This window comes from Streptomyces sp. 71268 (genome assembly GCF_029392895.1).
Lineage (GTDB): Bacteria > Actinomycetota > Actinomycetes > Streptomycetales > Streptomycetaceae > Streptomyces.
Genome location: NZ_CP114200.1, coordinates 7030084 through 7043037 on the forward strand (window position 1 = coordinate 7030084; position 12954 = coordinate 7043037).

Annotated in this window: 13 protein-coding genes; 7 read left to right on the forward strand and 6 right to left on the reverse strand. The window is 73.5% G+C overall.

Annotation, left to right across the window (positions count from 1 at the left end; translation table 11 throughout):
* Positions 1-65 precede the first annotated feature (65 nt).
* Positions 66-269, reverse strand: coding sequence for a DUF397 domain-containing protein (locus tag OYE22_RS28095; RefSeq protein WP_277322994.1), 204 nt, complete (start codon positions 267-269; stop codon positions 66-68).
* Positions 266-1093 carry a helix-turn-helix transcriptional regulator gene (locus OYE22_RS28100; RefSeq protein WP_277322995.1) on the reverse strand — a complete coding sequence of 276 codons (828 nt, stop codon included), beginning with the start codon at positions 1091-1093 and terminating at the stop codon, positions 266-268. Before OYE22_RS28100 ends, OYE22_RS28095 begins: the two co-directional genes overlap by 4 nt.
* Positions 1094-1490: 397 nt before the next feature.
* On the opposite strand from OYE22_RS28100, the gene OYE22_RS28105 reads away from it, so the two are divergent.
* From OYE22_RS28105 to OYE22_RS28125, 5 genes are all read left to right on the forward strand, one after another.
* A complete protein-coding gene (locus OYE22_RS28105) occupies positions 1491-1811 on the forward strand; it encodes a hypothetical protein (RefSeq protein WP_277322996.1) in 321 nt (106 codons plus the stop codon).
* Positions 1808-2296, forward strand: coding sequence for a hypothetical protein (locus OYE22_RS28110; RefSeq protein ID WP_277322997.1), 489 nt, complete (start codon positions 1808-1810; stop codon positions 2294-2296). The genes OYE22_RS28105 and OYE22_RS28110 overlap by 4 nt, the downstream gene beginning before the upstream one ends.
* A gap of 92 nt (positions 2297-2388) precedes the next feature.
* Positions 2389-3000, forward strand: a complete 612-nt coding sequence (locus OYE22_RS28115) for a GNAT family protein (protein WP_277322998.1) — start codon at positions 2389-2391, stop codon at positions 2998-3000.
* On the forward strand, positions 2997-3365 hold the full coding sequence (locus OYE22_RS28120) for a glyoxalase superfamily protein (protein ID WP_277322999.1): 369 nt from the start codon (positions 2997-2999) through the stop codon (positions 3363-3365). Before OYE22_RS28115 ends, OYE22_RS28120 begins: the two co-directional genes overlap by 4 nt.
* Positions 3366-4139: 774 nt before the next feature.
* Complete coding sequence (locus OYE22_RS28125; protein WP_277323000.1) at positions 4140-4589, forward strand: RICIN domain-containing protein; 450 nt, start codon at positions 4140-4142, stop codon at positions 4587-4589.
* Positions 4590-4681: 92 nt separating this feature from the next.
* Here OYE22_RS28125 and fes read toward each other — a convergent pair whose 3' ends face one another.
* Positions 4682-5968, reverse strand: coding sequence for an enterochelin esterase (gene fes / locus OYE22_RS28130; protein WP_348652252.1), 1287 nt, complete (start codon positions 5966-5968; stop codon positions 4682-4684).
* 359 nt (positions 5969-6327) lie between these two features.
* Here fes and OYE22_RS28135 point away from each other — a divergent pair, with 359 nt between their 5' ends.
* Together OYE22_RS28135 and OYE22_RS28140 are read left to right on the forward strand one after the other, a co-directional pair.
* Positions 6328-6807, forward strand: a complete 480-nt coding sequence (locus OYE22_RS28135; RefSeq protein WP_277323002.1) for a hypothetical protein — start codon at positions 6328-6330, stop codon at positions 6805-6807.
* 218 nt (positions 6808-7025) lie between these two features.
* Positions 7026-9152 (forward strand): DUF5107 domain-containing protein, encoded by a 2127-nt coding sequence (locus tag OYE22_RS28140; protein ID WP_277323003.1) that lies wholly within the window; start codon positions 7026-7028, stop codon positions 9150-9152.
* 205 nt (positions 9153-9357) lie between these two features.
* On the opposite strand, the gene OYE22_RS28145 is transcribed toward OYE22_RS28140, so the two are convergent.
* From OYE22_RS28145 to OYE22_RS28155, 3 genes are all read right to left on the reverse strand, one after another.
* A complete protein-coding gene (locus OYE22_RS28145; RefSeq protein WP_277323004.1) occupies positions 9358-9717 on the reverse strand; it encodes a VOC family protein in 360 nt (119 codons plus the stop codon).
* A gap of 24 nt (positions 9718-9741) precedes the next feature.
* A complete protein-coding gene (locus OYE22_RS28150) occupies positions 9742-10572 on the reverse strand; it encodes a methyltransferase domain-containing protein (RefSeq protein WP_277323005.1) in 831 nt (276 codons plus the stop codon).
* A gap of 267 nt (positions 10573-10839) precedes the next feature.
* A complete protein-coding gene (locus OYE22_RS28155) occupies positions 10840-12738 on the reverse strand; it encodes a bifunctional phosphatase PAP2/diacylglycerol kinase family protein (protein ID WP_277323006.1) in 1899 nt (632 codons plus the stop codon).
* Positions 12739-12954 lie beyond the last annotated feature (216 nt).

Consider the following 12954-nt stretch of genomic DNA (forward strand, 5'->3'; position numbering starts at 1 on the left):
TGCAGCATGCGAAGACCCCTGCCGCTCTCGGTCGGGGTGCGGCAGGGGCCCGGTGTGGAGCGTGGTTACGCGGTGAAGTCGCCGGCCTTGATGCCGGCCACGAAGGCGGTCCAGGCCGTGGTGTTGAAGGCCAGGGTGGGACCGTGCGGGTCCTTGCTGTCGCGGACGGGGATGGTGCCGTGGGTTGCGAGGTTGGCGGCGACCTCAACGCACTGGCCACCGTTGTCGCTGTACGAGGACTTGATCCAGCGGGGGTTGTCGGTCGTCACGGGGAGCCCTTTCGTAACTGACGGATCATGGACACGGACGATGCTTGGGTGAGTGCCTCGGCCTGTAGCTGATGGTAGGCCGTCAGTATCGGCAGCACGAACGAAGTTTCTCGTTCCAGATGCCCTCGTAGTGCAGACTCCGCGTAGGTCATGAGTGAGCGATCTGGCATGGTCAGCATCGTGATCGGCAGGCGAAACGCTCGGCGTACCCCCATGTCGAAAGGGGCGATCTGGAGGACCGTGTTCGGCTGATCCGCAAATTCGATCAGCCGGTCGAACTGGGCGTTCATCACCTTTGGGCCGCCGACGGGGTGACGGATGCAGCTCTCGTCCAGCACCATCAGCAGCAACGGCGGAGTCGTCCGAACAAGAGCCGCTTGCCGTTCGGCGATTACTGAGACTCGCTCGCTTGCCTGGTCGGGTGTGATCGCCCCTCGTTTGATGGCGCCTTCGGCCAGCGCCACCGCGTACTCCGGGGTCTGCAACAGACCTGGCACGACGCCAACCTCGTACAGCCGGATCTCGGCCGCCCGGCCCTCGTAGTTGACGAACTCCGGGAAGCCCTCCAGCAAGCTTCCGTGTCGGATCTCGCGCCACTCGCGTTCGAACTCATCTCCGGTGCCCAGGGCTTGATCCGTGCTCCGCGAAAATCGGCGAGTCGGAGACTTCCGACCAGTTTCAATGGCCGAAACGTGCTTGCCGGAGTACCCGATCCGCTCGCCGAGTTCCTCCTGTGTCCAGCCGCGTTTCTCCCGCACGCTGCGCAGCTTGGCCCCAAAGGCCGCCTGCGGTGAACTGTCTGGGTTGAGTTCCTTGAGATTCAACGGGCGACCACCAACTCTGCGTTCTTTTGAGGCACCTTGAAGACCCCCCGACTCTAGGGGACCCTCGGTGCTCCCGGTAGTGACATCACTACGGAGAGGAGCGGACCCCACCGTGTCCAACACCCCCCGCCCCCACCCCTCCCGACGCCAAGCTCGCCGCGTTGCTCGACAAGCGCGATCGCGAGGCACGGGGCGACACCCCTCAGGTAGACACTCGGACGCGTCAGCCGGCCAACTCGCAGGTTGAAGCGTCAAGTTCGTGTGCCACGTGCAGGGCCATCCGGACGGTCGCCGAACGGGCAAGAGCGTTGCGCGATGCCATTCAGCACCGTAAGGCCATCGAGGCTTTGCATGTCCACCGTCTTCGCCAACATGCCCCCGAACGAGGTGATGGCGCGTGCTGACCCACCTCATCTTCGAGGACGCGCACCGCGTCCTCGTGCAGGACGTAGCGCTCCGCTTCTTCCTGCGGACCGGTGACACGTGGGCGCCGGTCACCGACACCGACTTCCGGCACGCCTACGAACTCGCCCTCTTCGACCCCGACGCCCTCCGCAAGGACGTGCTCTGCCCCAACGCGCGACGCGTCGAGTGCACCACCGGTGAGGGATGGTTCTGGTCCGACGGGAGCCGGACCGCGGGACTGTGCACCTTCGGTGACCGCAGCCCCCAGGAGTGCGCCAGCCTGGCCCGGTACATGGCTGGAGACACCTCGTGACGCCCCGCCAGACCTGGGTTCACCTGCTCGTATGGCGTCCCGTCGAACCAGCCCGACCGCTCGACGTCAGCCGGGCATGGCCGCGCGTCCTCCAGGTGGCGGGGGGCGGTGCGCCCGCGCCGCCGGGCGTCATCCTGCGGCCCGACGAGTCGATACGAGCCGCCGCCGGCCGCGTCGCCACCGCGCTGGGGTTGCGGCCACCCACCCTGCCCCGCGTGCTGGCCGTGGACCAGCGACCGGCCGAGGGTGACTGCCCGGAGGAGCTTTCGCTCATCGTGGACGGTGGTTGGCTCGCCGACGACGTCCCCGTCGCCTGCACCTGCGGCCAGCATCCCTGGTCGTGGACGCCGGTGACCGAACTGGGCCACGTCGCCCTGGTGCACGCTCTGCGCGCCCTCGTGGTCGGCCAGCCACCCCCGGCGCTCTGGAACGGCACGCCCTTCCGCCTGGCCACCGATCCCGACCCCGACACTGGCCCAGGGTGATCCGACCCTGTCACCCAGCCGCCGGCGCCCGGGGGGTGGGACGGGCCCCAGCCTGACTCGCGGGCCCGTGGCCCGCTCCGTACGATGGATCGATGCCCGCCTCACACCGCAAACGGCCACCTCACGAGCGTCCCGCCGCGTCCGGCGGCGGGTATCTCGCCGTGGGCGAGCGTACGGCGATCCGGCTGCTGGGCCGGGGTGACGAGGCGGAGTTCACCGCCCGCGCGCGGGAGAGCGTCGCACTGCACCGGCCGTGGCTGTTCCCACCCACGACGGCCGAGCAGTTCGCGCACTATGTGGCGCGGTTGGAGGAGCCGGCGCGCGCCGGGTTCGTGATCTGCGAACGGGCCACGGACGGGATCGCCGGCTACGCGACCATCAACAACATCGTCGGCGGCGTCTTCCAGTGCGGCGCGCTCGGCTACGGCGCCTTCTCGCACGCCGCCGGCCGTGGGTTGCTCACCGAGGGGCTCGGGTTGGTCATCGAGTACGCCTTCGGCCCCCTGGGGTTGCACCGGCTGGAAGCCAACATCCAACCCACCAACGCCCGGTCGATCGCGCTGGTCAAGCGCATCGGCTTCCGGCTTGAGGGACTGTCGCCCGACTTCCTCTACGTCGACGGTGCCTGGCGCGACCACGAACGCTGGGCCATCACCAGCGAAATGCCCCGCCTCGGCGGCCCGCACGGCACAGTGGGGCCATGACCGTCACCTTTCGCCGTACCGTCCCCGTGCTACGGGTCTTCGACTGGGCCAAGGCCCACGCGTTCTACGTCACCTACCTCGGCTGCACCGTCGACTGGGAGCACCGCTTCGCCCCCGACCTGCCCCGGTACGCCCAGGTCTCCCGGGGCGCGCTGGTGCTGCACCTGTCGGAGCACCACGGCGACGGGACACCCGGCACGGCCGTGTACGTCGAGCTGGACGGGGTGCGCGAGCTGCACGCCGAGCTGACGGCCAAGGAGTACCCGTATCTCAGGCCGGGGCTCGAAGAGGACGAGATCGGGTTCTCGGTCACCCTCCTTGACCCGTTCGGCAACCAGATCCGGCTCAGCCAGCCGGTGGACTGACCCGCCCTGTTCCCGGTTCCTGGTCCCGCGACCCGCGTGTCCGGGCCCGCTTTCGTACGTTCGAGCGGGCCCGTCCGTGGGGCGGACGCGGGGGGATTCTGGTGCGAAAGCCGAGTGGGGCATGGGTCGTCGGGTGGCATTTCTCCTCGCGCTTTCGCACACGTGGTCGGAATTCCGTTCGGGATCGGCTCGGCCGGGCGTGGCAGCAGTGCAGAGGTCTCGATGGGTTCGCTTATTGTCTGCGCCATGTCATGCCGCGGTGCTTGCTTTCTGCCATTTCCGTGAAAAACCTCGTGGCATCCGCGAGGCAGGAAGTTGTCACGTGTTCGGTGGCGGGTTTCCCTTTGTGGGTGAGTTGTTGACGTCGTGAATCTCAGGGGAAACGGCAGGCGGTCGCAGCGTTGGAACGGCTTCCGGAAACGCCTGGTGGGCACGGTGTCGGGGGCGGGCGCCCACGTGAACCGCCTCGACCCGCCCGCACCGGTCGCGCGTGGCGGGATCTTCCTGGCCCGATACGAACTGGCGGTGCCGCGAAACGGGCTGGGAAGCTGTGCGCGCCGGCTCGGTCGTGACGGCAGTGGAGCAGTGGTCAGCCCGGGTACGCGTCCCGGGACGGCCAACCGCTGTTTGTCGTTCGGTTTTCTTTCCGGGCCGGAAATTCGACGGGTTGTTGCCGCGCGGGGCCGTACGTTCTCCCGGGGAGTTCGCCAACGGGCCCGCCGTGAACAGCGCGCGGGAAACACAATCTGTCCATTTCGAGCAGGAGGAACTGTCATGCGCTTTCGGACCACGGTAGTGGCGGCCATGGGCATGGGTTGTGCCCTGGCGGGAGTGTTCTCCAGCACGGCCTACGCCGCCCCGCAGGTGCAGTTCAAGAACGTGGCCACGGGCAAGTGCCTGGACAGCAACGGTGCCGGTGACGCCTACGCCCTTGGCTGCAACGGCGGTAACTACCAGCGCTGGACGGTGTCGTTCAACAGCACCGGTGGCGGCGAGATCAGAAACGTGGCCACGGGCAAGTGTCTCGACAGCAACGGCGCCGGCGACGCCTACACGCTCGGCTGTAACGGCGGCAACAACCAGCGCTGGACGGTACGGGAGTCGGGCGCCGGCATCGTGGTCTGGAAGAACGTGGCCACCGGCAAGTGCCTGGACAGCAACGGCGCCGGTCACGTCTACACCTTGGGTTGCAACGGCGGCAACAACCAGCGCTGGGGAGGGTGACCCGCGGACCGGTCATCGCCCTGGTCCGACGCCTGTTCCGGCAGGTGGCCCCGCTATGTGGTCCGGCGCCGGCCTGACGCGCGCCCGGCCCGTCAGGCCGGTCCGCCCCGCCGTTCCTCCTCGGCCCGCCCCGGGCCGAGGAGGGCGGCGAGGCCGTCGGCCAGTTCGGTGCGCCAACACAGGTAGTCGTGGCCGCCGTTGAACTCCCGGTACTCCGCCGCGTAACCCTGGGCCCGCAGGACCTCGGGCAGGCGGCGGTTGGCCGGGAGCAGCACCCACTCCTGCTCGCCGGCCGACAGCCAGCAGCGCACGGGGTGGTCCGGGGCCGCCGGGGTGGCCTCGACCAGGGAGGTCAGCCACTGCGCGGCGGGGCCGTCCGGCCACCAGAAGGAGCCCGACTGGGACAGCGCGTTGCCGAACCGGTGCGGGGCGCGGACGGCGGCGTACGTGGCCATCAGGCCGCCCAGGCTCTGGCCGGCCAACACGGTGCGCGTCGGGTCGGTGGTCAGCGGCCAGCGCTCGGAGGCCCAGGGCAACAGGTCGTCGGTGAGGAAGTCCACGAACCGGTCGTCGCAGGCCAGCTCCGCCCAGCGGGTGTCGCTGTCCAGCGACTCGGGCAGCAGCGCGACCAGCGGCGGTACGTGCCCGTCGGCGATCAGGTTGTCGAGGAGCGTGGCGACGTCCAACTCGGGCTGCCACATCTCGCCGTCGAAGAGGACCAGCACGGGCAGGCCGGCCCCGGCCTCCGGGTGGGTACCGGTACCGGGCCCGTCGTCGGCTGTCGCCCGGGCGGGCTCGTACACCCACACCCGACGCTCGTTGCCGAGCCCCGCGCACGCCACCGTGTGACGGCTGACCGTGCCTCGTGGCACGTCGGCGCGCCGCCGCCAGGCGGCGTCGGACGGCGCGTCCGGGAGGCGGACCACGGACTGCGGCGGGCCGCCCCAGCGGCGCGGCAGCGTGCGGGGGTTGCGCGGGTCGGGGCGGCCCTGGCCGCGCAACCAGGCGAGGTAACCGGGGTCGGACGGGGCGAGCGGCGCCCCCTCGTCCACGCAGAGCGCGTACGTGGCCTGCCAGTCCCGCCGCATGCGGATCGACCAGTGCCACACGTCGCTGTCGGGCAGCCGCTCCATGAGGTTGTGCTCGGGCGCGCGCGGGTCGATCACCTTGTTCGGCAGCACCAGCACGGACCGGGTGGCCGGGGTGCCGCGCCACAGGAAGGTGACGACCGCGTGCTCCGGGTCGCCTTCCGGGTCGGGCTCGACCAGCGGCGTGCCCGCTGCCTCGACCTCGCGCCAGAAGTCCGGCACCGCGTGCGTGGCCGCCGCGTCGCGCCGTCGCCGCCGCCGGTCCAGCTCCGCCACCCGGGGGCTGGCCACACGGGGCACGGGCGCCGGGCGCGGCACGCGCGGGGGACGCCGAGGCGCGTCGGTGGGGGGCGCTGGTCGGGGCGCTGGTCGGCGGGTCGGCCGGCGCGTCGGTCGGTGGCGGGGAGGCGGACATGGCGGGGAACCTCCGGCACGACGAAGGACGGTCGGGTACGGGCGGGGGCCGGCGGGCGGGCCGGCGCGGCGTGGGCCGGCGGCTGACAAGATCCCGCTACGGGTGAGGGTCACCTTACCTGGCACTTGTTCCGGCCCGCCGGCCGGCGGGCCGCCACGGCCGGGGGCGGCGGCGTCGGCGTGCCGTACGGGACCGCGCGTCCCCGTACGCCGGGACCCGCGTGCAGGATGGCCCCATGAACGGCGAGGACGTGAGTTTCAGGATCCCGCGCGGGGCGTCCGGCTTCTACCGCCCGCAGGACGGCCCGCTGCCCGTCACCGACCTCGCGAGCTTCCGTACCGCGCTGTACGCGGCCGCCCGCGTCGCCGGGGGAGCGGTGGGTGGGGTGGAACGGCAGGCGTATCCCCGCACGTTCCACACGGCGACGGTCACCCACCCCCACGGCACGGACGAGTCCGTCGTCCTCTGCCACGCCCACCACCCCTGGGTCGCGTTCGCGCGGGAGGACCGGAACTGGTACACCGACGAGTTCCTGGCGCCACCACCGTGGGCCCGCGTCTTCGGTGACCTGGGCTTCACCGTGCTGTGGCGCGCACAGCTGACCATGGCCCTGTCAGCCGTCGACACCTCGGTCCTCACCAGGACGGAGTGGCGCCAGGTCCGCACCTACGGCATCACCACGCTCGGCGGGGTCCTCTTCAACGCCTGGGCCTGAGCCGGGGCGGGCCGAGGCCCGGGCCCGAGGGCGACGGTCGTACGCCGACAACACGCTGGTGGCACGGCCACGACGCGCCGGGCCCGCGACGTCAACACCGGCGGGGGAATGAACCCCACCCCCTTGAAGCCCTGTTCAGCGGCGCTCACACCATGTTCCATGGTGATCACGCGGTCGCAGCGAGGCGGTCGCGGGTGTAAGGACTGAGAGAGGCAGTAGTGGTAACGAGCGTGCGACGCACCACCCTCACCCTTCCCGCCGCCGCGCTGGGCCCGGAGAACCCGCTGCCCGCTCTGCGTCCGCTGGACGAGGTCCACCAGGTCGACGACCGCACCCGCGCGGGGCTGCCCGACCAGATGGCCCGGCAGGTCGCCTACGAGCCGCTGCGCTCGATACTGCCCACCCGCCTGCGCGACGCGTACACCCGAGACCGCGTACCGACCGAGTTGGACGCGATCGTGATCGAGAACGACCGGCTGCGGGCGACCGTGCTGCCCGGGCTCGGCGGGCGCGTGGCCTCCCTCTTCCACAAGCCGACCGAGCGCGAACTGCTCTACCGCAACCCGGTCCTGCAACCCGCGGACTTCGCGCTCAACGGCGCCTGGTTCTCCGGCGGCATCGAGTGGAACATCGGCGCCACCGGCCACACCACCCTCTCCTGCGCCCCCGTGCACGCGGCGACCGTGCCCGCCCCGGACGGTGCCGGCGGCCGGATGCTGCGCCTGTGGGAGTGGGAGCGGCTGCGCGACCTGCCCTTCCAGGTGGACCTGTGGCTGCCGGACGGCTCGGACTTCCTCTACGTGGGCGTGCGGGTACGCAACCCGCACCCGCACCCGGCGCCGGTGTACTGGTGGTCCAACATCGCCGTCCCGGAGACCGAGCACACCCGGGTGCTCGCGCCGGCCGAGGCCGCGTACCACTTCGGCTACGAGCGCGACCTGCGCCGGGTGCCCGTGCCCCACTGGCGCGGCGTGGACCACACGTACCCGCTGCGCGGCTCGCACGCGGCGGACTACTTCTACGACCTGCCAGCGGGCGCCCGGCGCTGGATCGCCGCGCTGGACGGGGACGGGCACGGCCTCGTGCACACCTCGACCGACCTGCTGCGGGGCCGCAAGCTGTTCCTGTGGGGCGCCGGCGGCGGCGGCCGGCGCTGGCAGGACTGGCTCACCGAGCCCGGCACCGGCGGCTACGCCGAGATCCAGGCCGGACTGGCCCGCACCCAGCTCGAACACGTACGGCTCGGCGCCGAAGAGGACTTCAGCTGGCTGGAGGCGTACGGCCCGCTGAGCGCCGACCCGACCACCGTGCACGGCGACGACTGGGCCGCGGCGCGCGGCGCGGTCGCCGAACGACTCGCGCGGGCGCTGCCCCGGGCCGACGTCGAGGCCGCGTACCAGGCGTGGCTGCCGAGCGCCGACACCGAGCCCGACGAGGTGCTGGCCAGCGGCTCGGGCTGGGGCGCCCTGGAGGTGGAGCGCGCCGGGTACGCGCTGCCGGGCACGCCGTTCGCGCCCACCTCGCTGGGGGCGGACCAGCAGCCGTGGCGCGAACTGCTGCGTACCGGCGCGCTGCCGGCGCCCGAGCCGGCGACACCGCCCGGCACCTCGCTGGTCTCCCGGCCCTGGCGCGAACTCCTGGAGACCGCCGACGCGGACGTGCTGGTGGACCCGCACCTCAAGTACCACCTCGGGGTGGCCCAGTGGCACGAGGGCGACCGCTCGCAGGCCGTACGGAGCTGGGAGCGGGCCATCGAGATCAGCGACTGGTGGCCCGTCCTGCGCTGCCTGGCCGTCGCCGACCAGACGGACGGCCACCCGCACCGCGCCGCCGACCGCTGGCTCGCCGCGTTCCACGGCGCGGTGGGGGAGTGGCGCGAGCGGTACGGGGACGGTGGCGACGGCGGCGCCACGGCGGCCGACCCGCAGACCGGTGCGGAGGGTGGGGATGAGGGCGGCGCCGAGTGGCGGGCCGCGCTCGCCGGGCTCGGGCGCGAGGCGGTGACCGCGCTCCTGGCGGTGGGCCGGGCGGCACAGGCGCGGGACGTGCTGGCCGCGCTGCCGGCGGCGGTGCGCGCCCGTGGCCGGTTCGTCCTGCTCACGGCCCAGGTGCTGGTCGCGGACGGCGACGCGGCGGGCGCCCGCGCCCTGTTCGACGCCGGCTTCGAGGTGGACGACCTGCGCGAGGGCGACGAGTCGCTCAGCGACACGTGGTTCGCCGTGGCCGAACGGCTGGTGGCCGCCGACCCGGAGTCGGCCGGGCTCGACGCCGACGCGCTGCGGGCCCGCGCCAGGGAGCTGCACCCGCTGCCCGACCGCTACGAGTTCCGCATGCGGCCCGCCTGACGGCTGGCTGACGCGCGACGGTGCGTTGTTGGGGGCGGGTCGTTGGGGGTGGGTCGTGCTCCGGTCGGTGGGGCGGGGCCCGGTTGGTGGGTGGCTCCGGGCCGGGTGGCTGCGGGCCGGGGGGAGGAGACGGTCGAGCCGGCCGCCGCGTGGACGTGGTGGCCGGCTCGGGGCGCGTGTGTCGCGTGCGGCGCGGGGTGGCGGGTCAGGCGGCCGGTTGGGGGTTGCGGTCCACGTACTCGAAGACCGAGCCGTCCGGGTGCCGGGCAACCAGGTTGCGGCCGATCGGGGTCGGCAGCGGGCCGGCGATGATCTGCGCGCCGACGGCCTTGAGGTCCGACACGGCCGCGTCCACGTCCCGCACCGCCAGGGTGGCGGTGACCTTCTTCAGGATCTCCATCTCGGCCGCCGGGCCGCTCATGAGGAAGAAGCAGCCGACCGCGGCCACCGAGACGTTGCCCCGTTCGAAGCGCATCGCCTGCGCCCCGGTCAGCCGCTCGTAGACGGCGATCGCGGCGTCCAGATCGGCCACGCACACCCGCAGTGAAGTCCCCAGAATGTCCATGCGAACGAGCCTAGTTGAGCCAGGTCACACGCGACACAGGAGCTGTCCGTGGAGCACGGCGAACCAGCCGTCGGCCGCCGCGCCCCAGGTTCGCCAGGCGTCGGCCGCCGCCAGCAACTCCTCCTCGGTGGCGTGTCCGCCGGCCACCACGCGCTCCCGGTAGGCGGGCACCAGCGTCCGGTCCGCCCACAGCCCGCTCCACCAGGCGCGCTCGTCCGGCGTCGCGTAGCACCAGGTGTCCGCCGACGCCGTGACGTCGGTGAACCCCGCCCGCCGGGCCCAGGACAACAGCCGCCGCCCGGCGTCCGGTTCGCCACCGCTGGCGCGGGCCACCGCGCGGTAGGCGGCCAGCCAGGTGTCGAGCGCGGGCACCCGCGGATACCAGGCCATGGCGGCGTAGTCGGCGTCGCGCACGGCCACCACCCCGCCGGGCCGGCACACCCGGCGCATCTCGCGCAGCGCGGCCACCGGGTCCGCCACGTGCTGGAGCACCTGGTGGGCGTGGACCACGTCGAACGAGGCGTCGGGGAAGTCCAACCGGTAGACGTCGCCGACGGCGTACGTGACGTTGTCGAGGCCGCGCTCGGCGGCCACGGCCCGTGCCTGGTCGAGCACGGAGCCGGCCGCGTCGACGCCCGTGACCCGGCCCGGCGCGACCCGGGCGGCGAAGTCGGCGGTGATGGTGCCGGGCCCGCAGCCGACGTCGAGCACCGCGCGCCCGGCGGTGAGTTCGGGCAGCAGGTAGCCGGCCGAGTTCTCGGCGGTGCGCCAGGTGTGGGAGCGCAGCACGGACTCGTGGTGGCCGTGCACGTAGTGCGCGGCGCGGCGGGGCGCGTCGGTGGGCGTCGAGGGCATGGCGGACCTCCCGTAACTCCGGTCAGGGCACGGCGACCCGAGCGGGCGCCACTCCCGAACCGTACGCCGCTGTCTCGTTGGGCGAGAGGGTCGTCTTGGTATGTGAGAGGCGATACGTCGAGGCGCCCGGCCGGGTGGTGGGCTTCGGCGCCGCCTGCCGCTCGGCTGCTCGCCCGCCTGTTGGCCCGGCCGGGCCGTCACTCATCTCGCCGTCGCCGTCGCCGTCGCCGTCGCCGCCGTCACTGCTGCCGCCGTTGGCACCGCCGGTCAGACGTCGAGCGGGCGGTAGACGCGCAGCGCCTCGTTCACCTTGTCCAGCGTCAGGCCGCGCGGGGCGCGCGTGACCTCGCCGTCATACGCCAGGTCGGTGCCCTCCGGGATCTCGTCCACGCGCAGGTGGCGCAGCCGGGCCTCCGCGTGGACGGGAGAGCGACGCAGGACGCCGAGCAGCGCGGCCGACAGGAGCCGGACGCGGGGCAGCCGGCCACCGTGCACCATGCGCACGTCGAGCAGGCCGTCGGCGAGGTCGTGCCGGCTGGCCGGGGCCGAACCCACCCCCCGGTATGAGCAGTTGCCCACGAAGAGCATCCACACCGCGCGCCGCTTGCCGTTGATGACCAAGTCGAGCGGCTCCGCCGTGCGCAGCACCTGGGCCGCGGCCAGCACCTCGGCCGCCCAACTGCCCACGCGCCCCGACCAGCGCTCGCGAATGCGCACCATCTCCGGGTAGCAGCCGATGCTGAAGGTGTTGACGTAGTGCGTGGCCGTCGCCGTGGCCGCCCCGTCGGCCGTGAACCGCGCCAGGTCCACCGCGACCGCCTCGCCCGAGGTCACCGCCCGGCACGTGTCGTCGACGGTCTCCAGGCCAAGGTCGTACGCGAAGTGGTTGAGCGTTCCGCCGGGCAGCACCGCCAGCGGCAGCCCCTCGCGCGCGGCCACCGTCGCCGCGGCGCTGACCGTGCCGTCGCCGCCGCACACCCCGAGCGCGCCGCCGACCTCGGCGGCCCGGCGCGCGGCCTTCTCCAACAGCTCGATGAGCGAGGGCGGTTCGGCGTCGGGTGCCGTGTGGGACCCAGCCGCGCCACCGGCGCGCCCGTCGGCCGCCGCCCGCTCGCCCTCCGGGACCAGGTCGGGCTCCGGGTCGGGCGTGAAGGTCCAGAACTCGGCCTCGGGCAGCGCCTCGCGGATCGGGTCCAGCGGGTCGGCGCGCGGCGGCCACACGCTGGTGGCCCCCGAACCGGAGTTGGCCACCACGATCAGGCCCCGGCCGCCCGGCAGCGCCGGGGCGTCCGTGCGGGGGCGCGCGGCGGGCGGCAACTGCGACCGGGTGGGCACCAGGCCGCGCACGGCGAGCGCCGCGCCGGCGCCGAGGGCCGAGCCCACCAGGACGTCGCTGGGGTAGTGCGCGCCGGTGTAGACGCGCGAGAAGGCCACCGACGCGGCGATCGGCGCCACCACGGCGCCCCAGCGCGGCGACTCAAGGGCCACCCCCACCGCGAAGGCGGCGGCCGACGCGGAGTGCCCGGAGGGGAAGGAGGTGGTGATGGGCTGCCGGCGCAGCCGGCGGACCATCGGGACGACGTGCACCAGCGGCCTGGTCCGCCGCACCGAACGCTTGGCCACCGTGTTGACCGTCAGCGACGCCAGGGCGAGCGAGGCCACGCCACGCACCGCGGCCCGGCGCGTGGGGCGGTGCCCGGTGGCCGCCATGCCCGCCGCCAGGGCCAGCCACAGCCGACCGTGGTTGGCGCTGTGACTCAGCCGGGGCAGCACGCGCTCGGCGCCCGGCCAGTGCCGGGACGCCACCGTCTGGAAGAGCTTCTTGTCGAGCCCGACCAGCCAGTGGTCAGAGACGCCGGGGTGGCCCGGCGCGGGGGTGAGGTTCGCCGCCGCGGCGGCCCGGGCGACCGGCGTCGCGCGGGCGCGCCGCCACGGGGCGCGGCGCGCACCGCGCCACCCCTCGGCCGCGGCGGCGACGCGCGACAGCGGGCCGTCGGGCGCGCCGACCACGGCCGCCAGGGCGAGTGGCCCCGCCGGTCGCGGGCGGGCCAGCCACGAGGGCCGGCCACCCGCGCGCCCGGGCAACGCCCACGCCGCCGGGCCCGACGCCCGGTCGCTCCCGCGCGACCGGCGCGCCGCGCCCCATCTCCCGCCCTGACCTGCCATCCGTGACTCCTTCGTCGAACCTGCGCGTGGCCGCGCCACGGCTGCCCCGCCTACCCAGCGCCGGCCAGCGTAGGCCGGACCGGTGTGTCGGCGCTGGTCAGGGCGGGCCCGGCTGAGCGGGGAGAGAATCGCCGCCGGGCCGATGGCGCGCGGTGGGCGGGCGTCAGCCGACACCGGACCCATCCGTTGGGCCGCCACCGAACCCGTCCGTTCGAT